22 protein-coding genes and 1 pseudogene are annotated in these 25,009 nt (G+C 70.0%); 14 read left to right on the top strand and 9 right to left on the bottom strand.

Features of this window, described 5'->3' with window-relative positions; translation table 11 throughout:
- Positions 1 to 50: 50 nt before the first annotated feature.
- The 6 genes and pseudogenes from GA0070607_RS33565 to GA0070607_RS33580 form a co-directional block, all read right to left on the bottom strand.
- Positions 51 to 827, bottom strand: coding sequence for a peptidase inhibitor family I36 protein (locus tag GA0070607_RS33565; RefSeq protein WP_231930230.1), 777 nt, complete (start codon positions 825 to 827; stop codon positions 51 to 53).
- 52 nt (positions 828 to 879) lie between these two features.
- Positions 880 to 1,743 (bottom strand): peptidoglycan-binding domain-containing protein, encoded by an 864-nt coding sequence (locus GA0070607_RS23925; protein ID WP_089020174.1) that lies wholly within the window; start codon positions 1,741 to 1,743, stop codon positions 880 to 882.
- Between the two features lie 220 nt (positions 1,744 to 1,963).
- Complete coding sequence (locus GA0070607_RS33570; RefSeq protein WP_231931200.1) at positions 1,964 to 2,635, bottom strand: NBR1-Ig-like domain-containing protein; 672 nt, start codon at positions 2,633 to 2,635, stop codon at positions 1,964 to 1,966.
- Between the two features lie 144 nt (positions 2,636 to 2,779).
- Positions 2,780 to 3,010 (bottom strand): annotated as a pseudogene (locus tag GA0070607_RS33860) (helix-turn-helix domain-containing protein); the annotation flags it as partial.
- A 160-nt stretch (positions 3,011 to 3,170) separates the two neighbouring features.
- Positions 3,171 to 3,836: a response regulator gene (locus GA0070607_RS23935; RefSeq protein WP_269458395.1), complete on the bottom strand. Its 666-nt coding sequence runs from the start codon at positions 3,834 to 3,836 to the stop codon at positions 3,171 to 3,173.
- Positions 3,833 to 4,681 (bottom strand): sensor histidine kinase, encoded by an 849-nt coding sequence (locus GA0070607_RS33580; RefSeq protein WP_231930232.1) that lies wholly within the window; start codon positions 4,679 to 4,681, stop codon positions 3,833 to 3,835. The genes GA0070607_RS23935 and GA0070607_RS33580 overlap by 4 nt, the downstream gene beginning before the upstream one ends.
- A 112-nt stretch (positions 4,682 to 4,793) precedes the next feature.
- Here GA0070607_RS33580 and GA0070607_RS23945 point away from each other — a divergent pair, with 112 nt between their 5' ends.
- The 9 genes from GA0070607_RS23945 (at position 4,794) to GA0070607_RS23980 (ending at position 13,221) form a co-directional block, all read left to right on the top strand.
- Complete coding sequence (locus tag GA0070607_RS23945; RefSeq protein ID WP_089020178.1) at positions 4,794 to 5,507, top strand: ABC transporter ATP-binding protein; 714 nt, start codon at positions 4,794 to 4,796, stop codon at positions 5,505 to 5,507.
- Positions 5,501 to 6,253: a hypothetical protein gene (locus tag GA0070607_RS23950; RefSeq protein ID WP_197701144.1), complete on the top strand. Its 753-nt coding sequence runs from the start codon at positions 5,501 to 5,503 to the stop codon at positions 6,251 to 6,253. The genes GA0070607_RS23945 and GA0070607_RS23950 overlap by 7 nt, the downstream gene beginning before the upstream one ends.
- Positions 6,250 to 6,891, top strand: coding sequence for a hypothetical protein (locus tag GA0070607_RS23955; protein ID WP_089020179.1), 642 nt, complete (start codon positions 6,250 to 6,252; stop codon positions 6,889 to 6,891). Before GA0070607_RS23950 ends, GA0070607_RS23955 begins: the two co-directional genes overlap by 4 nt.
- A gap of 214 nt (positions 6,892 to 7,105) precedes the next feature.
- On the top strand, positions 7,106 to 7,462 hold the full coding sequence (locus GA0070607_RS23960) for a DNA polymerase ligase N-terminal domain-containing protein (protein ID WP_231930234.1): 357 nt from the start codon (positions 7,106 to 7,108) through the stop codon (positions 7,460 to 7,462).
- 107 nt (positions 7,463 to 7,569) lie between these two features.
- On the top strand, positions 7,570 to 8,283 hold the full coding sequence (locus GA0070607_RS23965; RefSeq protein ID WP_089020181.1) for an alpha/beta fold hydrolase: 714 nt from the start codon (positions 7,570 to 7,572) through the stop codon (positions 8,281 to 8,283).
- A 174-nt stretch (positions 8,284 to 8,457) separates the two neighbouring features.
- The gene (locus GA0070607_RS23970) at positions 8,458 to 9,696 is read left to right on the top strand and encodes an MFS transporter (protein WP_089020182.1); all 1,239 of its coding nucleotides are present in this window, start codon (positions 8,458 to 8,460) and stop codon (positions 9,694 to 9,696) included.
- Positions 9,647 to 9,817: a hypothetical protein gene (locus GA0070607_RS33055; protein ID WP_197701145.1), complete on the top strand. Its 171-nt coding sequence runs from the start codon at positions 9,647 to 9,649 to the stop codon at positions 9,815 to 9,817. The genes GA0070607_RS23970 and GA0070607_RS33055 overlap by 50 nt, the downstream gene beginning before the upstream one ends.
- A gap of 233 nt (positions 9,818 to 10,050) precedes the next feature.
- Positions 10,051 to 11,559 carry an FGGY-family carbohydrate kinase gene (locus tag GA0070607_RS23975; RefSeq protein WP_089020183.1) on the top strand — a complete coding sequence of 503 codons (1,509 nt, stop codon included), beginning with the start codon at positions 10,051 to 10,053 and terminating at the stop codon, positions 11,557 to 11,559.
- Positions 11,560 to 11,586: 27 nt separating this feature from the next.
- Positions 11,587 to 13,221, top strand: coding sequence for a fucose isomerase (locus tag GA0070607_RS23980; RefSeq protein WP_089020184.1), 1,635 nt, complete (start codon positions 11,587 to 11,589; stop codon positions 13,219 to 13,221).
- 43 nt (positions 13,222 to 13,264) lie between these two features.
- Here the strand turns inward: GA0070607_RS23980 and GA0070607_RS23985 are convergent, their stop codons facing one another.
- A complete protein-coding gene (locus GA0070607_RS23985) occupies positions 13,265 to 14,263 on the bottom strand; it encodes a LacI family DNA-binding transcriptional regulator (RefSeq protein ID WP_089020185.1) in 999 nt (332 codons plus the stop codon).
- 458 nt (positions 14,264 to 14,721) lie between these two features.
- Here GA0070607_RS23985 and GA0070607_RS23990 point away from each other — a divergent pair, with 458 nt between their 5' ends.
- The 5 genes from GA0070607_RS23990 to GA0070607_RS24010 all read left to right on the top strand — a co-directional run bounded on the left by GA0070607_RS23990 (position 14,722) and on the right by GA0070607_RS24010 (position 23,491).
- A complete protein-coding gene (locus tag GA0070607_RS23990) occupies positions 14,722 to 17,976 on the top strand; it encodes a DUF2961 domain-containing protein (RefSeq protein WP_089020186.1) in 3,255 nt (1,084 codons plus the stop codon).
- A gap of 81 nt (positions 17,977 to 18,057) precedes the next feature.
- Entirely contained in the window at positions 18,058 to 19,596 is a 1,539-nt protein-coding gene (locus GA0070607_RS23995; RefSeq protein ID WP_089020187.1) for a sugar ABC transporter ATP-binding protein, read from the top strand.
- A complete protein-coding gene (locus tag GA0070607_RS24000; RefSeq protein ID WP_089020188.1) occupies positions 19,593 to 20,657 on the top strand; it encodes an ABC transporter permease in 1,065 nt (354 codons plus the stop codon). The genes GA0070607_RS23995 and GA0070607_RS24000 overlap by 4 nt, the downstream gene beginning before the upstream one ends.
- 23 nt (positions 20,658 to 20,680) lie before the next feature.
- Positions 20,681 to 21,685, top strand: a complete 1,005-nt coding sequence (locus GA0070607_RS24005) for a substrate-binding domain-containing protein (RefSeq protein WP_089020189.1) — start codon at positions 20,681 to 20,683, stop codon at positions 21,683 to 21,685.
- 120 nt (positions 21,686 to 21,805) lie between these two features.
- A complete protein-coding gene (locus GA0070607_RS24010) occupies positions 21,806 to 23,491 on the top strand; it encodes a glycoside hydrolase family protein (protein ID WP_089020190.1) in 1,686 nt (561 codons plus the stop codon).
- Between the two features lie 58 nt (positions 23,492 to 23,549).
- On the opposite strand, the gene GA0070607_RS24015 is transcribed toward GA0070607_RS24010, so the two are convergent.
- A complete protein-coding gene (locus GA0070607_RS24015) occupies positions 23,550 to 24,044 on the bottom strand; it encodes an OmpA family protein (RefSeq protein WP_157743238.1) in 495 nt (164 codons plus the stop codon).
- A gap of 106 nt (positions 24,045 to 24,150) precedes the next feature.
- The gene (locus GA0070607_RS24020; protein WP_157743239.1) at positions 24,151 to 24,936 is read right to left on the bottom strand and encodes a hypothetical protein; all 786 of its coding nucleotides are present in this window, start codon (positions 24,934 to 24,936) and stop codon (positions 24,151 to 24,153) included.
- Positions 24,937 to 25,009: the final 73 nt, after the last annotated feature.

Raw genomic sequence — 25,009 nt, forward strand, 5'->3', positions numbered from 1 at the left:
GGGTACTGAAATCTGGCTGGCGCGCTGATCAGGTACGAGCGCATGCCGGGTCACCAGCCGCTCGGAACGTAGGCCCAGCCCAGGTAGTCGGACCGGTCCCGGAACGTGCTGGTCTGGTAGACGGTCGGCCCGGTGCTGATGGCGCTGTTGCCGCCGATGGAGAGCATGACGTGCCCGGCCGACGTGGTGGACGTGAAGAACACAGCCGTTCCGGCGGGCGGCACCGAGCCGGTGTGAATGCGTCCGTTGTCCTTCTGCCACTGGTAGTGCGTGCGGGCCGTGGCGAACCGGCCGCTGGTGCCGAACGCCCGCTCGACGAACAGCTCGCACTCGTTGTTCCAGTCGGTGTGCCCGAGCCGCGCCTTCGCGAATGCGACGGCCTCGGCGGCGCGCGGGTCGGCCGGGTTGGTGGTGGCACCGCCGATGTCATGCGAGGCGTTGTTGTTCTTCAGCGTGGCGTTGAGGTTGCCCTTCGCCCCGGCCGCGAACGACTGGCTCGCTCCGCCGAAGTTGCTGTTGAAGTAGACCTTCACGGTCTTGCTGGTGCGGTTCCACACCGACGCGGCGTTGTTCTTCACGCACAGGCCCTGGCCGTTACCCGCGCCCTTGAACTCGTAGCAGGACGGCTGGGTCGTGCCGTAGTCGTCGATCGATCCGGTGAAGTCGGAGATCGAGCCGGCCTCGTTGCTGTTGTAGTAGTAGCAGAACTCGCCGCTGTCGCACACCCCGTCCCGGGACGCCGCCGACGCCGGCGATGCGACGGTCAGGATGGAGGTGGTCATGGCGAGCGCGGCGCCGGCGACGGCGAGACTCTTTCGGATGTTCATGGTGTCCTTTCGTGAACGGTGAGCGATGGATGGTGGATCGGTCGGGTGCGGGTCACTGCCCGCGCTGGTACTGCTCCCAGGTTCTGATCGGAATCCGGGGGCCGTCGTCCGGGCCGTGGTTGGCCAGGCCGTTCATGCCGAGGTAGTAGTCGCCTGTCTGGTTCTGCGCCTGGCTGGACAGGTCCGTGTCGTTGATCGCCGCCGCGTGGATGTGCCACGGCCAGTCGCCCTGGTCGGGATCACGGATCCAGGCGGCGAAGCCGACCTGGCGCAGAGCCCGGACGACGGCGGTGCGCTTGGCCGCGGTCATGCCGGTGACCGCGATGTCCACCACACCCCCGCCGTCGTGCGTACCGGCCGAGGTCGGGTCGCCCCCGGGGTTGTACGAGCCCTGCGCCAGCACCAGGGTGTGACCGAGCAGACGCTGGGCTTCGGCCAGCATCGCCTGCGTACGGGCGTCGACGACGTACCCGTCCCGCTGGACCTTCGCGCCCGGGCCGATCGTGTTGCCGACTGTGTAGCGGTTCTGTCCGAGCTTCGTCAGCGACGTCGTGCCCGGCAGCCCGTTCGCGGCCAGACCGGTGTAGCCGAGCGAGCGCTGGTAGGCGGCGTACGCCGAGATGGTCTCGGTGCCGAAGTAGCCGTCGACCCACTGCCCGTTGAGCAGGTTCCGCGCCTGGAGCGCCTGCTCGACGGCGAGTACGGAACTCTTCGCGCCCGGGGTCAGTGTGTGGTCGGCACGGCGGGGGTCGATCTGGGCGGCCAGGACGGTGGCCTCCATGTCCACGGCGGGCAGTGCCGCAGTGGTTGCGGTGCGCTGCGCTGTGGCACCGGGTGCCGCGGCCCACGCGTGGGCCGGGACGCTGACGGCCACGCAGAGCGCGGCGAGCCCGACGGCTAACCGGGGACGGCGCATGGTCGGTCCTCCTCGTAGGTGGTGAGTCACGTTCGGAACGGACATCACCCTGCGAGAAGGGCCGTGCTGTTCGGTACCCCCGCTGTCCTGTCAGATCTATCAGGCCGTCAACGACCTCGATGAACACGGTGTTGTCAGATCGGGTGGCACAGCAGGTCTGACATGGAGCGCTCACGCCTGACACCCGTGGGGCGACCCACGACCCGGTCGTCGGACCTGCTCAGGCGGTGACGGTCACCATGAAGTACACCGGTCGGCGGCTGGGAAAGTAGGCCCGCCCGTGCTCGTCGACCATCTTCCAGCTGACCCAGCATTTCCCGGGGCGGTTCGGCGCGGTGACCGCGACACTGATCATCACCTGCTCGCCGGGCGGCGTGTCGCCGATCGGCACGCGATCCGGCACCTGGCAACCGTCATCGTCAGCGGTGGGGTTTATCCGCGCCAGGAAGCGGTTGTGCCAGTCGACCGATCCCGCGTTCATGAGCGCCCACACCTTCACGAAGTGGGCGTTAACCTTCACCTGCGTACCGTCGGGAATGGTGACGTCGGCGACGAACTGGCTCGAGTCCCCGGGAATCATCGCGTCCGAGAACCCTGCCGTTGTCGGTGGCGCCGCCACGGCGCCGGAGTCGTCCACTGACGACCGGCCGCGGATGGTGACGCCCAGGACAGCGACCATCGCCGCCACCGCCACCACCGCGGCGGCGGCGAGCCACGGCGACCGATGCCGTCGCGCGCCCGTGACCTCGTCCTCCGCCGTCGCCGGTGTCCGCTCGGGCGCCCGCAGCGCGCGCTGGCCCCGCGGCACGAGATCCGAAGAGGCGGCGACGCGAGACACGAGGGACTGACCGGCCGCCGGAGTGTCCACGGCGTCATACGTCCCGGCGGCCACGACGGGGGTCCTCGCGGCCTGCATGGTGGCGCGACCATCGTCCCCGGCCGGGGAACCGGTGTTGACCGTCGCCGGGTCGCCGTCCGCGGCAGCGTGGCCCGCCCCCCGGCGCTGAGCGTCCTCCCATCCGCGCCGCCACTGAACCTCGTCCGCCTCGCACGCCCGGACGAACTCGCGCGTGGTCTCCCACGAGGGGAACCTGGTCCCGGCGGCAGCCTCGTGCAGCGTCGTGTGCGAGATCCGGCCCGACCGCCCGGCCATCTTCCGGAATGACGGGTTGCCCGCGGCGGCCCGCAGCTTCCGCAACTGTTCGGCGAATCTCTCGGTGGCCGTGCCGTCTTGAACCGACTCGACGGCAGCACGCTGGTCGTCCATCTATCCCCAATGTCAGACGTCGTCGTCAGGCGTTGTCAGAGCGTGTAAGAGGGTACCGAACGGGCCTGGCGCGGCCATCATCGTGATCGATGACGACACATGGCACGACGGATCCGGGGTATTGACGGAAATCACCGATGACGGGGGACGGTGTGTGGGTTCAGCGGCGTGGCCGCACCAGCCCGGCGTCGAACGCCGCGATCACCAACTGCGCCCGATCTCGTACGGCCAGCTTCGCCAACAGGTGCGTGATGTGCGTCTTCACCGTCTTCACCGAGATCACCAGGGCGGTCGCGATCTCGTCGTTCGACAGGCCGCCGCCGATCAGCGTGAGCACCTCGACCTCACGGTCGGTCAGCCGCCGCAGTGCCGACATCGGCCGGCCCGGGCTGGGGGCCGCGACGTAGTGCGCGACGAGCCGGGTGAGGATCGACGGCGCGAACAGCGATTCACCGCGGTGGGTGCGCCGGATCGCGTCGAGCAGTTCCTCGGGGCGGGCGTCCTTGAGCAGAAAGCCGGACGCTCCCGCGTGCAGCGCCTCGTACACGTACTCGTCGAGTTCGAACATGCTCAGGACCAGGACGCGCGCGGCGGACAGTGCCGGGTCGGTGCAGATGCGGCGGGTGGCCTTGAGTCCGTCGAGGTGCGGCATCCGTACGTCCATCAGGATGACGTCGGGGCGGCTGGTGCGGGCGTGCGCCACCGCGTGCGCGCCGTCGCCAGCCTCGCCGACGACGGTCAGGTCCGGCTCGTTGTTGATGATCATGGCGAGGCTGTGTCGGAGCAGCGCCTGGTCGTCTACCAGCAGCACGCGGACGTCGCTCACGCTGTCCCGTCCCAGATCCGTGCGGTGATGCGGAATCCTCCGTCGACGTGCTCCGCCGACAGCGTGCCGCCGAGGCTGTCGATCCGCTCCCGCAACCCGGCCAGCCCGTGTCCGGCGCCCGGCGATGCCAGCCATCCGTCGACTGACGGGCCGGCGTCCGCGACCGTGACCACCACGTGAGTTCCGTCCCGATACACCCCCACCCGCACGTCCGTCGGTCCCGCGTACCGTGCCGCGTTGCTGAGCGCCTCCCGCACGGTCCTGCAGACCGCGACCTGTACACCCTCCGATACCGAACCGAGCGGCTCGACCGTCAGCCGTGTCCGAAGCCCCGCGAGCGATGCCCCGTGCACGATGCCGGGCAAGTCGTCGAGATTGTCCACCGGGGCACGGCGGCTGGCGGCCGACGGCTCACGCAGGACTGTCAGCATGCGGCGTAACTCGGCCGTCGCACGCCGGCTCGCGTCCTCGATGTCGGTGAGCGCCGTCTGCACCTCGGCAGGCTTGGGTAGATGCCGGGTGGCCGCCGCGCGGACCGTGATCAGGCCCAAGCCGTGCGAGACGATGTCGTGCAGGTCGCGAGCGATCCGCAGCCGCTCGGCGAGCACCGCCTCGGACGCGGCCCAGGCGGTCAGCCGGGACTCGTAGGCGGTTCGGTCGGTGCGTGACCGCCGCACCGCCCAGACCGCGGCCGCGACAGCGCCGCCGACTATCAGCGGCGGCAGTACGACCGCGAGCGGGCCCTGCGCGCCGACCGTACACATGGCCATCACCAGCACACTGATCACCACGGCGGCAACCGGCACGGTCCTGGACCGCCCGGAGGGGTGCGGATGGGCGTTCACCAGCCCGACTGTAGTTCTCAGACCAGGGTCTGACGGTCCGTGGACCGACCCGGCCGTCAAGATCGGAGAACGGTCGGATGTACGAGAGCCGGAAGACCGGTTGACTCGGCTTATGATCACGATCGATCGCGTCAGCAAAACCAAGGCTGGGACGCGGATCCTGTACGACGTCAGCTTCGAGGCCCGGCCCGGCCGGGTCACCGGCTTCCTCGGGCCGAACGGAGCCGGCAAGACGTCGACGCTCCGTATCCTGCTCGGCCTGGACCGTCCGCAGGGTGGTGCGGCGCTGGTGTGCGGGCGACCGTACCGGAGACTGACCCGTCCGTTGATGACGGTGGGCGCGCTGCTCGACGGCAGCGGCGCGCACCGGGCCCGTACGGCGCACGCTCACCTGCGTTGGGTGGCCGCCAGCAACGGACTGCCGGACTCCCGCGTCGACGAGGTTCTCGAGATCGTGGGCCTGACGGGCGACGCGCGGAAGCGTGCCGGCCACTTCTCGCTCGGGATGAGCCGCCGGCTCGGGCTCGCCACCGCGCTGCTCGGTGATCCTGAGGTGCTGGTCCTGGACGAGCCGGTCAACGGCCTCGACCCGGCCGGGATCCGCTGGATGCGCGAGTTCCTCAGGGCCAGCGCGGCGGAGGGCTGCACGGTCCTGCTCTCCAGCCACCTGATGGGCGAATTGGCCGAGACCGCCGACGACATCATTGTGATCGACAAGGGCCGGGTCGTGATCCAAGGCGGACTCGCCGATGTCACCGGCGGTCATCGCACGCTCGAGGACGCCTTCTTGGCGCTGACCGCCGCCAAGGCGGGTGGATCATGGTGAGAATGGTCCGCGCCGAGCTGAGTAAGCTGCTCGGCCTGCCCACGGCGTGGGTCGGCCTGGTGCTGGGCACGCTCACAGCACCCGTGATCGTCCTGCTGAACGCGCCGTACACCCGTCGCGCCATCGCGGCCGGAACCCTCACCGACACGGCCGACCTGGGCCTACGCGACCTGGGTATCGGCCTGATCGGTCCGATGATCCTCGGCGTGATCGTGGTGAGCAGCGAATACACATCTACCGGTCAGCAGGCCCCCGGCGCCCGCCAGCTCACCACGACACTCACCGCCGTTCCCGACCGACGACGGCTGCTCGCGGCGAAGACCACGGCACTGGTGCTGGTCGTCGCGGCACAGGCGGTGGTCGCCTCAGCCGCCACACTCACCCTCACGCAGGTGCTGCACGGTGAACACGCACCGACACCCGCGCCGGCCCGAGTCGCCGCCGCGATCCTCTACTGGACGCTGACGGCACTACTGGCGTACGCGATCACGCTGATCACTCGCAACGGCATCGTGCCGCTGACGCTGCTGATCATCAACAGCTCCGTCGTCTCGGTGTCGTACCTGCTGACGAAGGTCACCGACCTGGCCGCGTACCTGCCGGACATCGTCGGCGCGCAGATGTTCATCCGCGGGGCGGACTTCCCCGTCGAGATCGCCCCGTTGACCGCCGGCCTGGTGATGACCGCCTGGGTGGTGGCGCTACTCGCGGTCGGCGCCGTCCTGTTTCACCGGCGGGACGCATGAACAATGCCCGCGCCGAACTACGCAAGTTGCTGACCCTGCCGTCACTGCGCCTGACCGTACTGCTGACCTGGACCGGCAATCTGCTGCTGACATACGCGTACGCGACGGCCGCCTCCCGCGGTGAGTCGCTCGGCCGCGACGCGGCCCTGGCCCCGCTCGCCTACACCCAGGCCGGCTTCCTGGTGCTCGGCGTGCTGGCGGTCGCATCCGAGTACCAGGAGGGCGGCCAGATCCGCACCACACTGCTCGCGTCGCCCCGGCGCCTGCCCCTGCAGGCGGTGAAGGCCCTCGTGCTCGCCATGGTGGTGCTTCCGGTGGCCGCCACGACGGCGGCTGTCAGTACCCTGCCGGCTGGTGAGGCCACGCGGATTCCGATCGCTGCCGCGTACCTGACGCTCACCACGCTGTTGGGCGCGGCAGTCGCCAGCGTCGTTCGCCGCGCGGTACCGGCCGTGGTGCTGCTGCTCAGCTTGTACTTCATCGCAGGCCCGCTGCTGCGCGCCCGGTCCGCCACCAGCGCCGCCTACCTCCCGGACACCGCCGCCCTCGACCCGTCCCGCGGCGCCGCCGCAACGATCGTTTGGACGCTCGCCGCCCTCGCGCTCGCCGCTCTCACCTTCCACCGGCGCGATGCCTGATCTTGCGCTGCCTCCGATGAGCCGGTCGCGACAGGCGACCGGCTAGCACTCTCGGACGATCATGGCCGGCACGCCGGCCGAGATCGAACGCATCGCCGCCGAGCATCACCTGGATCAGACCGTGTGACCCGTGCGGCTCACCGAGGGGCTCTGACCGGGCCCGAGACATGCAGGTCGGTAGCGAGAGGGCGGGCGGGCGCCGACAATCGTAAGAGTGCCACTCGCCTTCGTGCTGCACCACCACCGCAAGCCACGACCGCACTTCGACCTGCGGCTCGAGGAGGACGGTGTGCTGCGTTCCTGGGCGGTTCCCCGTGGCCTGCCGGACGATCCCAGCGACAACCGGCTCGCGATCGCCGTGGCCGACCACCACCTCGACCACCTCACCTACGAGGACGCTGACAAGTCGATCGCCGACATCGGCACGTGGGAGAAGCACGACCGCAGCGAGCGCCGGATGCTGTTCACGCTGCACGGCCGCGCCGGCCGCCGACGCTACGCGCTCATCCGCACCGGCGAGGGGTGGCTGCTTCACTTGACGAAGGAGCAGCCCTCGGACGAGCACAGATAGGAAGGTCCCGATCGGGCTGGATGTTTCACTCTCGCATAACGGGTATTCGGGCGTCCCGGCGGCGCGGCCGGCGGGTGACAGCGTCACGGAGTGAGGGAGTGCGTGCTATGCCCGATCCGCAGCCCACCATCGTCCTCGTGCACGGCGCGTTCGCCGAGTCGGCGAGCTGGAACGGTGTGATCGAGCGGCTGGGCGCCGCGTACGACGTGGTGGCCGCCGCCAACCCGCTGCGGAGCGTCGCAGACGACGCCGCGTACGTGCGGGACGTGATGCGCGGGATTGGCGGCCCGGTTGTCCTCGTCGGCCATTCGTACGCCGGCATGGTGATCACGCAGGCCGCGGCTGGCGATCCGTCGGTGCGGGCCCTGGTGTACGTCAACGCCTTCTGCCCGGACACCGGCGAGTCGGCGCTGTCGCTGTCCGGGAAGTTCCCCGGCAGCACGCTCGCCGACACGCTGGTGCAGTACCCGGTGTCGAGCGGTGGTAACGAGGTGGCGATCGGCCAGGACGCCTACCACGCGCAGTTCGCCGCGGACGTGCCGACTGACCTTGCCGCGCTGATGGCCCGGACCCAGCGGCCGATCACCGAACAGGCCCTGAATGACGGGCTCTCCGGCGACCCCGCGTGGCGATCGCTGCCCAGCTGGTTCGTGTTCGGGGACGCCGACAAGAACATTCCGGTCGCCGCGCACCGGTTCATGGCCGAGCGGGCGGACCCGCGGGGCCAGCGCGAGGTCGCTGGCGGCTCGCACGCGATGGCGGTGTCCCTGCCGAGCGAGGTCGCTGAGACGATCATCGAGGCGGTCCGGGGGATCAGCTGAGGCTCCGGCCGAACAGGATGCTGACCCGGGTCCTGCTGCCGGGTGGCCCCGTGCGCGACACCGACCGCTGACGGGTCAATCGTCGGTCAGCACGCCGAGGGATTGCGCGATGGCGCAGTCCGCGTCGGCGAGGTGTCGACTCTCTTCGTACCCACCACTATAGTCAGTTCCATTATGAGACTTACTGTCTTCTGGCGCTGGTGGGTCGCTGGCACCACCAGTCATCTCGGCTCGGCAGTCGGCGCGGTGGCCCTGCCGCTGACCGCACTGACCGTGCTGGACGCGTCGGCCTTCGAAATGGGTCTGATCACGGCGGCCGGCTACCTCGCGTACCTGTTGATCAGCCTGCCGGCGGGGGTGATCGTTCAGCGCGTGCCGTTGCGCGGCATGCAGGTCACCGTGGATCTGATCCGTGCCCTCGCGATCGCGTCCGTCCCCCTGGCCTGGTGGTTCGAGGCCCTGACGGTGGCCCAGCTGGTCGCGGTCGCCCTGGTCGTGAGCTTCGCCAACGTCCTGTTCGACGTAGCGAACCAGACCTTCCTGCCCGAGATCGTGCCCGCCGCGCAGCTGCAGGCGCGCAACAGCCTCAACTCCGGTACGCACGCCGCCACCCAGCTGGGCGGGCCGTCCCTGGGTGGACTCGCGGTGCAGCTGCTGGGCGCGGTGCCGACGCTGTTCGTGGACGCCGTCAGCTATCTGATCTCGGCCGTGCTGCTGCGCACCCTCCCGGCCCGGCGGGTGCAGCGACCGGCCCAGCGGCCACCGATGGTCACGATGATCCGCGAGGGCTGGCACTTCGTGCTCCGACACCCGATCATCGGACCGGCCATGTGGGACGCCACCGCGACGAACTTCATCTGCGGCGCGATGCTGGCCCTCTTCCCGTACTACCTGGTGCGCGAGCTGCACGCGTCGCCGCTCATGGTCGGGCTGCTGCTCGCCGCCGACGGTCTCGGCACGCTCATCGGCGCCGCGCTCACCACCCGGTTCACCGATCGGGTCGGCACCGCACGCGGCCTGATCATCGCGGCCTTCGTCGGCGTGGCCGGCGCGCTCATCATCCCGCTGGGCACAGGCACCGCCGCCTACCTCGCCTTCGCCGCCGGCAACCTCATCTTCGCCGGCTCCTCGGTGGTGCTCAGCGTGACCACCCGCACCTACCGGATGCTCGCCAGTCCGCCGGACCTTCTGTCGCGGGTGATCGCCACTGTCAAGTTCGTCTCCTGGGGCGCCATCCCGCTCGGCAGCCTGCTCGCCGGCGCCCTGGCCGGACCGATTGGCGCCCGCACCACGCTGCTGATCTTCGGGGGGCTCACCGTGCTGTCCCCGATCATCTACCTGTCGACCCCGATCCGCCGGCTGCGTGACCTGCCGCTGGACGCCGCTCCGCAACCCGCCGAAGCTCGGGTCTGAACCGCGCAGCCCGTTCGAGCACGAGATCGAGGCGGCGCTGGCCGAGGAACTTGAAGCCGACAAGCGCTTCTCCGGGGACGCCGCGCTCATCGTCGCCGCGTACCGCTGGCTGATCAGTTAACGATTTCCCGCTGAGGCCACGTTCCGGGCGGGCGCGCGGTGAGCGGGGTGCCACCACGATTGGGTGCTGTCGAATCCCCGAGAACGCCTGACCGGCCGGGCGCTCCACTGCTCGAAGGTCCTTTCGCGGACCTGGGTCGGTGCCGACGCAGGTTCGGCCTGGCACCAGCGATCGGAGAGAAACGTGGGCGGCTCGGCCTTGATTAGGAAATCGATTGCTGGAACAGTGGCGCCATGAAGGTCGCGGCGGTCCTCGGCGTGGACATCGGCACATCGAGCAGCAAGGGCGTGCTCGTCGACATCGACGGCCGTGTCCTGCGGTCGTCCACCCGGACGCACGAGGTGAGCCGGCCGCGGCCTGGCTGGGTCGAGATGGACGCCGACATCTGGTGGCAGGAGTTCGTCTCGCTCAGCGGCGACCTGCTGGCACCCGGCGACGCCGAGGTCGTCGCGGTCGGGGTGAGCGGCATGGGCCCGTGCGTACTGCTCACCGACGCCGCGAACGTCCCGCTCCGCCCGGCGATCCTGTACGGCGTCGACACCCGCTCGACCGAGCAGATCACCCGGCTCAACGAGCGGTTCGGCGCGGACGAGATCCTGCGTCGGTGCGGCTCGGCGCTCTCCAGTCAGGCGGCGGGCGCCAAGGTGGCCTGGGTGGCCGAGAACGAGCCGGACCTCTTCCGCCGCGCCCGTCGGCTGTTCATGCCCAGCTCCTGGCTCGCCGTCAAGCTCACCGGCGAGTACGTGCTGGACCACCACTCGGCGAGCCAGTGCACGCCGCTGTACGACACCGACGGCCACGACTGGTACCACCTGTGGGCCGCCGAGATCGCCCCCGGGTTGATCCTGCCTCCACTTCGCTGGCCCGGCGACGTGGCAGGCCGGGTGACGGCGGAAGCGGCGGCGATGACCGGACTGCCGCCGGGCGTGCCCGTGATCACCGGAACCATCGACGCCTGGTCGGAGGCGATCAGCGTCGGTGCTCAGGGTGTCGGCGACCTCATGCTGATGTACGGCACGACGATGTTCCTGGTCCACACGGTCGCGGCCCGGGTCACCGACCCGTCGCTGTGGGGGACCGTCGGCGCCCTGCCCGGGACCCGCAATCTCGCCGGTGGCCTGGCGACGTCCGGGGCGATCACGGCGTGGCTGCGCGAGCTGTTCGGCTCGCCGGACTATGCCGACCTGCTCCGCCTCGCCGACGCCTCCGGTCCGGGTGCCCGAGGGCTGCTCATGCTGCCGTACTTCGCCGGTGAACGTACGCCGATCCTGGATCCGCAGGCCCGCGGCATCCTCGCCGGCCTCACCGTCTCGCACGACAGCGGTGACCTCTACCGCGCCGCGCTCGAGGCGACCGGCCTCGGCGTACGCCACAACATCGAGACCATCGAGGCGAGCGGCGGTGACATCCGGCGCGTCGTCGCGGTCGGCGGGGGCACCCGGGGTGGGCTCTGGACACAGATCGTCTCCGACGTCACCGGACGCGCCCAGGTGATCCCCGCGCAGACCATCGGCGCCAGCTACGGCGCGGCGTTCCTGGCCGCGCAGACAGGGTGGACCGTCTCGATCGAGGCGTGGAACCCCGTCACGGAGGTCTGCGAGCCACGCGTCGAGTTCGCCGCCGACTACGACGAGCTGTACGGGCTGTACCGCGAGCTGTACACGAGTTCCAAGCGGGTCGCTCACGCGCTCGCCGCACGTCAGGTCCGTTTCCTGGACGCCGCTCGGACGGACGCCCAGTGAAGAGCAACGCACAAGAGGAGTCGCCCCATGACTAGTTACACGCTGCCCGTGGCCGCCAACCCGCCGTCGGCGGCACCCGGCACCGTCTACACGGTTGCCAGCGGCGATCTCCGGCTCAGCGCCAACGTCACCTGCTGGCCCACCCAGCAGCAACTGGAGGCCGACCTCACCGCGGCGGTCAACGCGCTCGGCTGGAAGGTCGAGCGCGGGCACGGCGTCGACGCGGGCAAGGGACACGGCTTCATCGACAGCCAGCGCGCGGGCATCGAGGTCTTCAAGCGGATCCCCGCCGACGCGCCGCTGATCGTGGTCGAGGCCGTCTGGCAGTACAGCCACCACGTCCTGGCCGGGCTGCGCAGCCACCGGGGACCGATCCTCATCGTGGCGAACTGGAGCGGCGAGTTCCCCGGCCTGGTCGGTCTGCTCAACCTCACGGCGAGCCTCACCAAGGCCGGCGTCCGGCACTCCGCCTTGTGGAGCCGGGACTTCACCGACGAGTGGGCCGTCGGCGGGCTGCGGACCTGGCTCGAAACCGGCGAGCTGCGCCACGACACCAGCCACGTACGCGACCTGCCCGACCTGTCCGACGACCCGGAGGTCGCGTTGGGTCGGTCGCTGGCCGGGCAGCTCGCGACGGAGAAGGCCATCATCGGCGTCTTCGACGAGGGATGCATGGGTATGTACAACGCGATCTTCGACGACGAGTTGATCAATCCACTGGGGATCTACAAGGAGCGGTTGTCGCAGAGCGCCCTGGTCGCGGAGATGGCGCGCGTACCCGACGAGGAGGCCCGAGCGGTCCGCCGGTGGCTGGACGACGCCGGAATGACCTTTCACGTCGGCACCGACGAGGCCAGCGAGCTGACCGAGGCGCAGCTGCTCAGCCAGTTCAAGATGTACATCGCCGCCCTGCGCATCTCCGACGACTACGGCCTGGACGCGGTCGGCATCCAGTACCAGCAGGGTCTGAAGGACACCGTCCCGGCCAGCGACCTCGCCGAGGGCCTGCTGAACAACGTCCAGCGGCCGCCCGTGCTCAGCCGCGACGGGAGCCGCGAACTGTACCCGGGGGTGCCGTTGCCGCACTTCAACGAGGTCGACGAGGGGGTGGCGGTCGACTCGCTGGTCACCAATCGGATCTGGACGGCGATGGGCCTCGACCCGGCGACGACGCTGCACGACATCCGGTGGGGCGAGCGGTACGGCGACGACTTCGTCTGGGTCTTCGAAATCTCCGGCTCGGTGCCGGCGTCACACAACGGTGGCTACGACAGGTCGTACAGCATGCGCCAGCCGCCGATGTTCTTCCCGCTGGGCGGGGGCACCCTGAGTGGGGTGTCGAAGCCGGGGGAGATCGTCTGGTCCCGGGTGTTCATCATGGACGGTGTGCTGCACGTGGACCTGGGCCGCGGCACCGTCGTCGAGCTGCCGGCCGAGGAGACTCAGCGCCGGTTGGACGCCACCACCCCGCAGTGGCCGATCATGCACGCCGTCCTGCACGGGGTCGACCGGGACCAGTTGATGGCGCGGCACAAGGCCAACCACGTCAACGTCGCCTACGCGCCCGATGCGGGGACCGCCGACAAGGCGCTGCGGGTGAAGGCGGCCATGTTCGCCGAACTCGGCGTCCGGGTGCACCTGTGCGGTGCGGTCGACATCTGACGGCTGGGCGGGTGCGGGGGACCGGAGCCGGCCACCGGCTCCGTCACCTCGGGCGGCTGGAGCTCTCGCGTACCTGAAGGCCGGTGCTGAGGGTGACGGTCGACGGCGGTCGGGCCGGGTTGGCGATCCGTTCGGTGAGCAGCGCCCCGGCCGCCCGCCCCAGGTCGTACGTCGGCTGGGAGACGGTGCTCAGCGATGGCCTGACCAGGTGGGCCCAGGGTATGTCGTCGAACCCGACCACCCCGAACTCGGCCGGCACCTTGACTCCACGGTCGACGAGGCACTCGACCGCGCCGACGGTCATCAGGTTGTTCGTCGCGAAGACGCTGTCGGGCGGGTTGTCACTGTCGAGCAGCGAGGCCATGGCCCGGTAGCCACCCTCCTCGCGGAAGTCCGCGTACCGCACGAGGTTGTCGGTCGCCTCCCGCTCGTGCGACCGCAACGCCCGCTGGTAGCCGCGGAGTCGCTGGGCGGCGGTGGAGATCCGGCGCGGACCGGTGATGCAGGCGACCCGCTGGTAGCCGTTGTCGAGAAGGTGGGTGGTCGCGAGTTCGGCTCCGTGCACGTTGTCGACGAGTACGGTGTCGATGCTGACGCCGCGCAGTTGACGGTCGATCGCCACGACCGGGATGCGCGCCTCGACGAGCCGGTTGATGACTGTCGGTCGGCCCGACGTGGAGATGATGACACCCGCCATCCGTTCGGCCAGAGCGGCGGCGATGTACCGGGACTCCTTCTCCGGATCCTCGTCGCTGTTGCACAGGACCACCGAGTAGCCGGCGCTCTGCGCGACGTCTTCCACTCCGCGCACCATCGACGTGAAGAAGGGGTTGCCGATGTCGGAGATGATGACCGCCCAGAGGCTGGTCTGGCTCAGGCGCAGGTTGCGGGCGACGGCGTTGGGGCGGTAGTCAAGCTCCCGCATCGCCTGCTGGACCCGCGCCGCCATGACTGGATCGACCGTGGTCCGTCCGTTGAGCACCCGCGAGACCGTCGCGGGTGACACCTGAGCCTGCCGTGCCACGTCATAGATCGTCGCCATTCGCCTCCAGTCGCCTCCATTCGCTCGGCTGTCCCGATGCTGTGCTTCGGCGCGTCCGCCGAGCGGGCTCCGGTGCCGGAACCCGGAATCCTACGGTGGGTAGTGACGGATCGGGGGCGGGGCGTTTCCCGTCGGTAGTCCGGCGCGGGCGCGGTCGCCGACAGGGGTCTGCGACGGTCAAGCGGTGACGCTGAGCCGCGGGTGTCACCGCGATCCACCACCACCTCGACTCACCGTCATGACAATACGCCCGTCCGGGTAGCGGAGAAATCGTTTGCTCGTCTGAGCGAGGACCATAAAAGCAGGTTGGGTCGCTGTCAACAGCGCCGCACGTCGGCGCGGATCGAGCATTGACCGTCGCATGGGGGCGTGCCTACCCTGATCGCGGTTGCAGCGAGAAATCGATTCCTTGCCAGTGCATCGCGATCCGCCCCACCCACCGACGTGGAAGGCGACTCATGACACCCACCACCCCCGCACCACGTACCTCCGCTCGCCGCCTGCTGCGCGCCGCGTTCACCGCGGCGCTGCTCGCCGGAACCTCCCTGGTCGGCCCCGCCGCGCCGGCCTCGGCTGCGGCGCCCAATTCGTCCGACAACGGTCCCACCGGATGGGACGTCTACCGCAGGCTCGACCGGCTCGCCGAGCTTCCCGACGGACCACGGGCTTACCAGTTCTCCAGCTTCGACCGTGGTGGCGGCAACGACGACGGCTTCTCCGGCCAGTACTCGTGCCTGCGCACCAGCGCCGAGGGCTGCGTCCTCGCCGAGGCCGCCGGCGCCGGTGAGATCGACTCGATCTGGTTCACCCGGGACGAGGGCAACGTCTCCGCCACCGGCACCATCAAGGTCGTCCTCGATGGCGTGACAGTGCTCGACGCCAAGCTTCAGGACGTCGTGGACGGCAAGCTCGGCGCACCTTTCGTCTACCCGGTGGTCGCCAACGCGGCGCAGAGCTCCGGGGGTGTCTACATCAAGGCGCCCATGACCTACCGCAGCTCGATGCGGGTGACGACCGAGAAGAACCCGATCTTCTACCACGTCACCTACCGCAAGTTCACCACCGCCGACGGGGTGCGCACCTTCGACCCGTCGGACCGCGCGTTGGACGTCATCGACCAGCTCAAGGCCGCCGGGACCCGCGACCCCAAGCGCCCGGAGCCCGGCGCGACGACCGCCGACCGGCAGTTCAGCGTCCCCGCCAAGGGCGCGGTGACCCTCGCCAGCGGCGCCGGCCCCGGCGCGATCAGCGCGCTGCGACTGCGGATCCCGCAACTCGTCGGGCCGCCGACGCCGCTCGCCGATGACGGTCGTGCCTACGGCTCCGGCGGCGGCAGCGAGTTCCGGGTGTCCGTCGACCCGGCGAACGCCGGGGTGCGGCTGACCCGCCGGCTGGACCCGCACATCGGGCACCAGCGGGCGCAGGTCGTGGTGGACGGTGTGCCGGTCGCCGAGTGGCCGACCAACGATCCGGTGCCGTTCGGCACCTGGCTCGACCAGACCGTCGACCTGCCGGCGAGTGCCACGGCCGGCAAATCCACGATCACCATCCGGAACCAGTTCATCTCCTCGGACCTGGACGTCAACGAGTTCACCTACTGGGTCGACAGCCTGGTCGCCGGCACCGCCAAGCGAACCGACACGCTCGACCTCGGACCGTCCCACACCGACGCCGAGGCCGCCCACAGCTACCGGATCACCACGCAGACCTGGCAGGGCAGCAACACCATGAGCTACCCGGCGGACGCCGACCGCAAGGCTGCCGTCGCGGCCTCCGACGCGGTGCTGCGGGACAGCCGGCTGCGCATCACCTTCGACGGCGCAACCACAGTGGATGCGCCACTCGGCGAGTTCTTCGGCACCGGCCTCGGGCTGCACCCGGTGCGGTCGCTGATGTTCGGTGTCGACCCCGCGACCGCGACGCTGTCGGCCTGGTGGCCGATGCCCTACCGGTCGCGGTTCAGCGTCGAGTTGCGCAACGGCTCCAGCGTGCCGATCACGACGTCGACGGCGTCGGTGACCACCGCACGCTCCGCCAGCTGGGCGCCGGCACTGCGTCCAACCGGCACGGCGGGCTACTTCCGGGCCACCGCGACGAGCGCCGACACCGCCCCCGGCGCCGACCACGCCTTCCTCGACGTGGCCGGCAGTGGAAAGTTCGTCGGTGTCACGCACACCATGGAGGGGCACATCCCCGCGGGCAACCAACGCAACTACCTCGAGGGCGACGAGCGGGTCTACGTGGACGGCGCGCAGAGCCCGAGCATCCACGGCACCGGGACCGAGGACTTCTACGAGAGCGGCTGGTACTTCAACCACGGCACGTTCTCGGCGCCCACCAACGGCAACCCCGCCCACGAGGTCAGCGACTACGGCTGCCAGTACGACTGCACCGGCGCGTACCGGCTGATGCTCGCCGAGGCGGTGTCGTTCGAGACCGACCTGCGCTTCGGCATCGAGCACGGCCCGGGCGACCAGGACCCGGCCCGGTACGGCTCGACCGCCTACTGGTACGGGCAGGACACCGTCGGGCAGCGCTGGACCGACACCGTCGACGTCGGCGACGCCGGCAGCGAGTCGGCGCACGCGTACTCCTCGGGCGGCGATCGTCAGGTCCTCACCGCGACCTTCGAGGGCGACGACGGCGCACAGCGACCGGTCACCGACGACACCCGCGCCTCGGCCACGCCGATCCGGTTCCGGGTGGCCCTGGACCGGGACAACACCGGCGCCGTGCTGCGCCGGGTGGGGGACCAGTCCGCCGGGCACCAGTCGGTGGCCGTGCAGGTCGACGGGCGGGACGCCGGCACCTGGTCGCAGCCGCTGGCCAACGGTTCACACCGCTGGTTGGAGGACGAGTTCCGGCTGCCGCCCACGCTCACCCGCGGCAGGTCGACGGTGACCGTCACGTTGACGCCGACCGCCGGCGCCCCGGCCTGGTCCGCGGCCCGGTACGCGGTGCTGAGCGAGGTCACCCCCTTCGCCGACGAGACCAGGCCCACCCAGGTCACCGGGCTCACCGCCACCAGCGCCACCACCAACGCGGTGGCACTGACCTGGCGGCCGGCCGCCGACGACGTGTACGCGCCGAGCTACCAGGTGTTCGCCTCGCGAGAGGCCGGGTTCACGCCCGGACCGGACAACCGGGTGGGCACCACGACCCGGCCGAGCTTCGAGCACAGCGGGCTGGGCCTGCGTGAGACCTGGTACTACCGGGTACGCGCGGTGGACGCCGCGGGCAACCTCGGCGCCTACTCGGCGCCGGCGTCGGCCGCCACGGGCGACACGCTGCGGATCGAAGCCGAATCGCTGCTGCCCGCGGTCTCCGCCGACGCACCGGCGGAGGTGCAGGGCGACTGCTGCGGCATCCACTGGTCACGGAGCGCACAGCTGTGGTTCCGACCAAACGCGCCCAACCGGAGCGTGACGGTGGCGTTCGAGGTGCCCACGACCGGCACCTACCAGCTGCGCCTGGTGCAGACGCTGGCGGGCGACTACGGCACCAACACGGTGGCGATCGACGGCACCGGGATCGGCGAGGCGTTCGACGCGTACCACTCGCCGGAAGTGATCGTCAGCGACCCGCTGGACTACGGCCAGCGGGAGCTGACGGCAGGTCGGCACACGCTCACCCTCACGGTGACCGGCAAGGCCGCCGCGTCGAGCGGCTACCTGGCCGGCCTCGACTACATCGAGGCTCGCCTGACCTCGTGACCCGGTCGGAGTCGGAGGCCCAGACCATGGGTCTCCGACTCCGATCACCCCAGATCCCGCAGACGAGCCACGAGGTGCCGTATGACAGATCGGCCGCTGGTCCGGATGACCGGCATCGGCAAGCGGTTCGGCGGCGTGCACGCCTGCCGTGACATCGACCTCACCGTCACCGCCGGTGAGGTGCACGCGCTGCTCGGCGAGAACGGCGCCGGCAAGTCCACGCTGATAAACGTTCTCTCCGGAGTGATCACCGAGTACGACGGGACGATCGAGGTGGACGGGGAGCCGGTGAGCTTCGCCGGCCCGGCCGATGCGCAACGCGCTGGTATCGCGACCATTCACCAGGAGTTGGACCTGGTGGCCGGGCTGTCCATCGCGGAGAACATGTTCCTCGGGCGGGAGCCGCGCACCCGCTTCGGCACAGTCGACATCCGGGAGATGCGCCGGCAGGCCGCGGCGCACCTGCGGACACTCGGCGCCGACCTGGACCCGCGCCGGCTCGTGGGGTCACTGCGCGTCGGCGAGCAACAGCTGGTCGAGATCGGTCGGGCCCTGTCACTGCGCGCGCGGGTCCTGATCATGGACGAACCGACCGCGGCACTGGCCGACGCCGAGGTCGAACGGCTCTTCGCAACGATCGCCGAGCTGCGCCGGGCCGGAGTCGGCATCGTCTACATCTCGCACCGGATGGCGGAGATCGAGGTCATCGCCGACCGGGTCACCGTGCTGCGCAACGGCAGCGTCGCCGGCACCGTCGACCCACGGGTCGCCTCCCGGGACGACATCATCCAACTCATGGTGGGCCGGTCCGTCGACGCGCTCTTCGGCGAGGGCCGCAACGAACCCGGTGACGTGCTGCTCGACGTACGCGGGCTCGCCGTGACGCCCCGCCGACCGGTACCCGGGCGGACCGAACCGGCCGGCGTGGACCTCACGGTGCGCTCCGGAGAGATCGTCGGCCTCGCCGGGTTGATGGGCGCCGGGCGTACCGAACTGCTGGAGACGTTGTTCGGCGCGGGCGGCTCCGGCCGGCACACCGGCCAGGTGCTGATCGACGACCGGCCGTACCGCCCGGGCGGGCCCCGGGCGGCGCTGGCGCACGGGGTGGCGTTCGTGCCCGAGGACCGGCGCGGCGCGGGCCTGATGCTGGAGCACTCCGTCGCGGACAACGTCGTGCTCTCCGCGCTGTCGTCGCTGACCACACTCGGGCTGGTGCGCCGCCCGCTGCTGCGCCGGACGGTGGCCGCGCAGCTCACCGCCCTGGCGGTGAAGGCGGCGTCACCGTCGATCGCCGTGGCCACGCTCTCCGGCGGCAACCAGCAGAAGATCGTGTTCGCCAAGCAACTGCTGATGCGACCGCGACTGCTCCTGCTCGACGAGCCGACCCGGGGGGTGGACATCGGCGCCAAGGCCGAGATCTACCACCTGCTGCACCGGCTCGCCGACTCCGGCATGGCGATCCTGCTCGCCTCATCGGAGCTGCCGGAGCTGCTGAGCCTCTGTGACCGGGTGGTCGTCCTGCACCGCGGTCGCACGGTGGCCGCGCTGCCCCGCGCCTCCGCCACCCAACAAGCCATCCTCGCCGCGGCCAACGGGGACGACGTCAAGGAGTCTCGATGAATCCGCCCAACCCCACCAGCCTCGCCGAATCGCCGCCGGAGACACCGCCCCGCCGCCGGGCGATCCGACTGCCGACCGACCGGCACGCGATCGTCGACAACTTCTTCCGGTTCCAGAGCCTGTTCGGGCTCGTCGCCGTCTTCCTCATCGCGATCGCCGTCTCGCCGTCCCGCAACGGCGAGAACGTCTTCCTCAGCTCCGGAAACCTCGCCAACATCGTCCGGGCGGTCTCCGAGATCGGCATCATCGCGGTCGGCATGACGTTCGTCATCCTGATCGGCGGCATCGACCTCTCCGTCGGGGCGGTGCTCGGGCTCGCCGCGGTCGGGTCGGCCACCCTGATGGTCGACAGCGGCCTGGGCATCGTGCCGACGGTCCTGATCGTGCTCTTCATCGGCACCGCGTTCGGGGCCACCCAGGGCGCGATCGTCGCCCGGCTCGGGATCCAGTCCTTCATCGTGACCCTGGCCGGCCTGCAGGCAGCTCGGGGGATCGCCCGGATGTGGTCGGGCGGGCTGGGCATCCCGATCGCCTACGGCGACGGTCCGCAGGAGGCGCCCGAGACATTCTCGCTGCTGAGCGGCTCGATCAACGGGGTGCTGCCGGTGCCGGCCCTGCTCTTCCTCGCCATCGGGGTCGGCGCGCTCCTGGTGCTGCGCAGCACCGCCTTCGCGCGACACGTCTACGCGATCGGCGGCAACGAGAAGGCCGCCCGGCTCTCCGGCGTGCCCGTACGGCGCGTCCGGATCACCGTCTTCGCGATCTCCGGCCTGCTCGCCGCACTCGCCGGGATCATCCACGCCGGCCAGCTCAACCAGGGCAGCCCGAACGACGGTGCCGGCTACGAACTGGACGCGATCGCGGCAGTGGTCATCGGCGGAACGAGTCTCGCCGGTGGCAGTGGATCCATGGGCGGCACGATCGCCGGCGCCCTGCTGCTCGGGATCCTGAACAACATCCTGGCCCTCAACAACATCGACGCGAACGTGCAGCTGGTCGTCAAGGGACTGGTCATCGTAGCTGCCGCCGCGTTGCAGAGGCTCCGTCCCCGCATCGCCTGACCCACCACCACCATGGAGGAAACATGCGTTACGCCCGAAGAGCCCTCACGATCCTCACACTGGCCGCGCTCGTGGTCACCACGGGATGCAGCGTCGAGAAGGACGGCGGCGACGGCGGCACCGACGCCTCGTCCCAGTGCGGCAGCGGCAAGGAGTTCCTGATCGGCATGTCGCAGGCCAACAACGCCGAGCCGTACCGGCAGGTCATGAACGACGACGTGAACACCGCGGCGAAGACCGTGCCCGGGTTCCGGGTCGTGGTCGCGGACGCGGCCCAGGACAACAGCAAGCAGGTCGCCGATGTGGAGAACTTCCTCTCCCAGGGGATCAACCTGCTGATCATCTCGCCGAACGAGGCGAAGCCGCTCACCGGCGTGGTGAAGAAGGCGTACGACCAGGGCATCCCGGTCATCGTGCTCGACCGCAAGGTCGAGGGCGACGCGTACACCGCCTTCATCGGCGGCGACAACGTGGCGATCGGCAAGGCGGCGGGCGAGTACTACGCCAAGACGCTGCTGCCGCAGGGCGGCAAGGTCGTCGAGATCTCCGGTCTGCCCGGCTCCACCCCGGCCGCCGAGCGCGCCCAGGGCTTCCGAGACGGCATCGCGAGCAACCCGAAGATCGAGATCGTTGCCACCCAGACCGCTGAGTGGCTGCGGGAGAAGGGGCAGAGCGTGATGGACGCGATGCTCAAGGCCCAGCCGAAGATCGACGCCGTCTACGCGCACAACGACCCGATGGCGGAGGGCGCGTACCTGGCGGCGAAGGCCGCCGGCAAGGAAACCGCGATCAAGTTCACCGGGATCGACGCGTTGCCCGTCCCGTCCGGCGGCATCAAGGCGGTCGAGCAGGGTCGCCTGCAGGCGACGTTCCAGTACGCGACCGGCGGACGTGAGGCGATCGACCTGGCCAAGAAGATCCTGGTCGACTGCACGAAGGACGTGCCGAAGTCGACCACCCTCGGCACGATGCAGATCACCAAGGACAACGCCGCTCAGGCCTACACCGAGCTCGGCGGCAAGCAGTAGCAGTTCCGTGGGTGCGGGCCCGCCGCGAAAGTCGGGCGGGCCCGCCCCACCGAACGACCGGCGAATCAGCCACCGGGAAGCCCGCCACCGCATACCCGCTACGAGCCCTGGAGGAGAGCGATGCCCCGACTACCGTCCCGCGTTGGCCGGCTGTCCGTGCTGTTCGCGGTCGCCCTGAGCCTGATCGCGACACCGGTCGCGGCTCGGGCCGCCGACCCGTCTGCGATCGACAACCAGCCGTACGAGAACCGGTCCACCGTGGTCGGCGCCGGTGACTTCGTGCCCGTCTACGACCCCAGCGTCGGCGAGAACGAGCGCTGGTACTACAACGACCACACGATGGTGCGCGACCGCCGTACCGGCGAGTGGCACATCTTCGCGATCACCCACGCCGAGCCCGCCAACCCGCTCGACGAGCGGTTCTTCGGCCACGCCACGGCGCCGTCACCGCGCGGACCCTGGACGAAGCAGCCGTTCGCGCTGGAGGCCGACCCCGCCGCCGGCGAGAGCCACATCTGGGCGCCGTACGTCCTGTTCCACGGCGGCACGTACTACATGTACTACGCGGGCGGCACCGCGGACCACACGGCCTACCGGATGCAGCTGGCCACGTCGAAGGATCTCAAGACCTGGACCCGCCACCCGGCGAACCCCCTGTTCACCGACGGGTTCGACGGCCGGGACCCGATGGTCACCCGCGTCGGCAGCCAGTGGGTGATGTACTACACCGCCAACAGCACACCGGCCGGTGGTCACCACATCGTCGCCTACCGCACCAGCAGCGACCTGGTGCACTGGGGCGCCCGGCGGACGGCCTTCGAACACCCGGCCACCGGCACCTTCGGCGGACCGACCGAATCGCCGTTCGTGGTGCGGCACGGCGGATCGTGGTACCTCTTCGTGTGCTGCGAGAGCGGCTACCAGGACACCCGCGTCTACCGCAGCGCCGATCCCTTCCACTTCAGCGTCGGCCAGTTGGCGGGGCAGATCAACGCGCACGCCGCCGAGGTGGTCAAGGACGACTCGGGCACGGGTGACTGGTACGTCACCGGTGCCGGCTGGGGCCAGGGCGGACTCTGGCTGGCACCGCTGCACTGGCGTACGCCGGTGGTGACGAAGGGCCGTGTCGTCACGACTCCGTACTACCGTGCCGTGGTGCAGACGGCGCCTCAGGCCCGGCTGGTCTCCTACGACGCCGATCCAGCCGGACGCGGCGAGTACCGACCCGTCACGGACTCGTCGTCGCGCTCCACGGCGCCCTACCTCGCGGTCGGAGCTTTCGGGCCGACAGACGTGGCCGGTGCCGCCAGGGACGTGACAGTCTCCGCCGACGGCACCGACCTGAGCCTCAACGGCATCCCCCTCGGAAACGAGCCGGTGACCGCCGACTGGCGGTTCCGGTTCGACACGGCCACCACGGACCTCGGCCTCGTCTGGCACGTGGCCGGCCCGACCACCGCGCCGGTCTGGGAAGCCGCCTGGAACCTTGACTCGGCCCTGCCGCGGCTCGGTGACCCCGGTCGGCAGGACAGAGACGGCGACGCCGCGGGTTTCACCAGTTGGACACTTGCCACCGACGACACGACCACGTTGGTGGCCGCCTACCGCGCCGGCTCCGCCTGGAACGAGGACAACCGGTGGTTCCACCGCCCCAGCGGATCCATCGCATGGCAACCGCTGTGGCAGCCCGGCGGACGGTCCCTGCCTCTCGGTGACCTTCCCGGGGGAACCTGGCGGCTCGGGGTGAGCGGGACCGCCGCCGACACGTCATTCGCCGAGGCGTTGGCGGCCGGCCTGAACGGCTAGAGGTAGCGGCCCGGCTCTCCGGAGACCAGCCGTGTCGGCGGCTGGTCTCCGGACCCGATCACTTGTCGAACCGGATCTCGACGCGTCGATTGCTGGCCCGGCCCTTCGGGTTGTCCCTGCCGTCCACGGTGTTCGGCGCGACGGGTCGGGTCTCCCCGAAGCCCTCGACCTCGTAGGTGATCTGGCTGCCGGCGAGGCCCACGGCCAGCTCGTCGCGGACCGCCTCGGCTCGTCGGCGGGACAACGTCAGGTTCTGCGCGTCGGCACCCACCGAATCAGTGTGTCCAAAGATCTGGACCTTGCCGGCGGCCTGGGTACGTAGCCGTCTCGATATCTCGGCCAGCCGGGTACGGGCGGCCGGGGACAGGTCGGCCTTGCCGAATGCGAAGAGGACGTCCGCCGCCAGGGTCAGCTCGATACGTCCCCCGGACTCGGCCTCCAGGCTGTAGCCGTCGAGGTCCTCGGTGCGCAGATAGATGTCCTCGATCGGCGCCCGGATGTCGATGATCGGAGCGCTCACCTGCTCGCCGGGCCCGAGCGTTGGTCCGGGCACGACGGCGGTTCCCGACGACGGCGTCGACGTCGGCGCGGACCAGGCGACGGCCGGTGCATCGACCAGGAGGAAAGTCAGCGCGGTCGCGGCCAGCGCTGTGTGGCGGCTAACCGAGCGGGACATTCTCGAAGACCGGGACTCGGGGGATGACGACATCCACGGCGGTGACGTCGTCCGGTGGGGCTCCGAACATGGCGTACAGGTCCACCGACTGACCGGCCTCGACGAACACCGATGAGAGGCCCGACGAGGCGAGGTACTTCACCTGACCGGGTTTCGCGTCCGGGTCGCCGCTTCGCGCGACCAGGTGCCGCTTGCGGTTCTTCCGGTCGATCATCGTCACGCCCGAGAAGGCCAGGGAGATGGTCTCACCTTCAAAGGCGCTGCCAATCTGCCAGCGGTCCGGGTTGCCCGCGGTGTCCGTGCGGGTCATCCGGACGTTGAGGGTGACGAACCCGCTGTCGCGCCGCAGCTGGTACAGCTCCACCTTCACCGGGAAGAGTTTTCCGCTGTCGCTGATCTGGATGTCCCGGCTGGCGATCGGCGGGCCCAGTTCCTCGGGCTGACCCGGCGCGGTACCGGCGGATCTCTTCGAGTCCTTTGTGGCCTCCGACCCATCGGGCCTGTCGATGCTGCTGCATCCGGCGAGGACCAGGGCCACCGCTACCGCTACCGAACCGGCGGCTGTTGCTTTGCGCAAACGCACGAATTTCCTCCCCGTGGGCTGACCGGCTGCCAGCGCCTCCCGACGACCACTGATCGTGGACCAGCCCCTGCGTCCGTACCAGGCCGCGTCCGGCCCCTGGAAGACGGTAGTAGACGCCGTCACACCAAACGTCCGAGCTGCATGATCAAATGAGGTGTTTCTCCAGCTAACCGGCGTGTGCGACAAGACAGCCGGGGGACTGTACGCGCAGCAACGCTGTGACAACGTTGTGCGCATTGCTCACAACTGGGCAGCATCA

The sequence above is a fragment of the Micromonospora coriariae genome, assembly GCF_900091455.1.
GTDB classification, from domain to species: Bacteria; Actinomycetota; Actinomycetes; order Mycobacteriales; family Micromonosporaceae; genus Micromonospora; species Micromonospora coriariae.

Bases quoted from the DNA above. Each gene is read 5' to 3' on its own strand.
- GA0070607_RS33565 (WP_231930230.1), bottom strand. From the start codon at position 827: ATGAACATCCGAAAGAGTCTCGCCGTCGCCGGCGCCGCGCTCGCCATG.
- GA0070607_RS23925 (WP_089020174.1), bottom strand. From the start codon at position 1,743: ATGCGCCGTCCCCGGTTAGCCGTCGGGCTCGCCGCGCTCTGCGTGGCC.
- GA0070607_RS23945 (WP_089020178.1), top strand. From the start codon at position 4,794: ATGATCACGATCGATCGCGTCAGCAAAACCAAGGCTGGGACGCGGATC.
- GA0070607_RS23950 (WP_197701144.1), top strand. From the start codon at position 5,501: ATGGTGAGAATGGTCCGCGCCGAGCTGAGTAAGCTGCTCGGCCTGCCC.
- GA0070607_RS23955 (WP_089020179.1), top strand. From the start codon at position 6,250: ATGAACAATGCCCGCGCCGAACTACGCAAGTTGCTGACCCTGCCGTCA.
- GA0070607_RS23965 (WP_089020181.1), top strand. From the start codon at position 7,570: ATGCCCGATCCGCAGCCCACCATCGTCCTCGTGCACGGCGCGTTCGCC.
- GA0070607_RS23970 (WP_089020182.1), top strand. From the start codon at position 8,458: ATGAGACTTACTGTCTTCTGGCGCTGGTGGGTCGCTGGCACCACCAGT.
- GA0070607_RS23975 (WP_089020183.1), top strand. From the start codon at position 10,051: ATGAAGGTCGCGGCGGTCCTCGGCGTGGACATCGGCACATCGAGCAGC.
- GA0070607_RS23980 (WP_089020184.1), top strand. From the start codon at position 11,587: ATGACTAGTTACACGCTGCCCGTGGCCGCCAACCCGCCGTCGGCGGCA.
- GA0070607_RS23985 (WP_089020185.1), bottom strand. From the start codon at position 14,263: ATGGCGACGATCTATGACGTGGCACGGCAGGCTCAGGTGTCACCCGCG.
- GA0070607_RS23990 (WP_089020186.1), top strand. From the start codon at position 14,722: ATGACACCCACCACCCCCGCACCACGTACCTCCGCTCGCCGCCTGCTG.
- GA0070607_RS23995 (WP_089020187.1), top strand. From the start codon at position 18,058: ATGACAGATCGGCCGCTGGTCCGGATGACCGGCATCGGCAAGCGGTTC.
- GA0070607_RS24000 (WP_089020188.1), top strand. From the start codon at position 19,593: ATGAATCCGCCCAACCCCACCAGCCTCGCCGAATCGCCGCCGGAGACA.
- GA0070607_RS24005 (WP_089020189.1), top strand. From the start codon at position 20,681: ATGCGTTACGCCCGAAGAGCCCTCACGATCCTCACACTGGCCGCGCTC.
- GA0070607_RS24010 (WP_089020190.1), top strand. From the start codon at position 21,806: ATGCCCCGACTACCGTCCCGCGTTGGCCGGCTGTCCGTGCTGTTCGCG.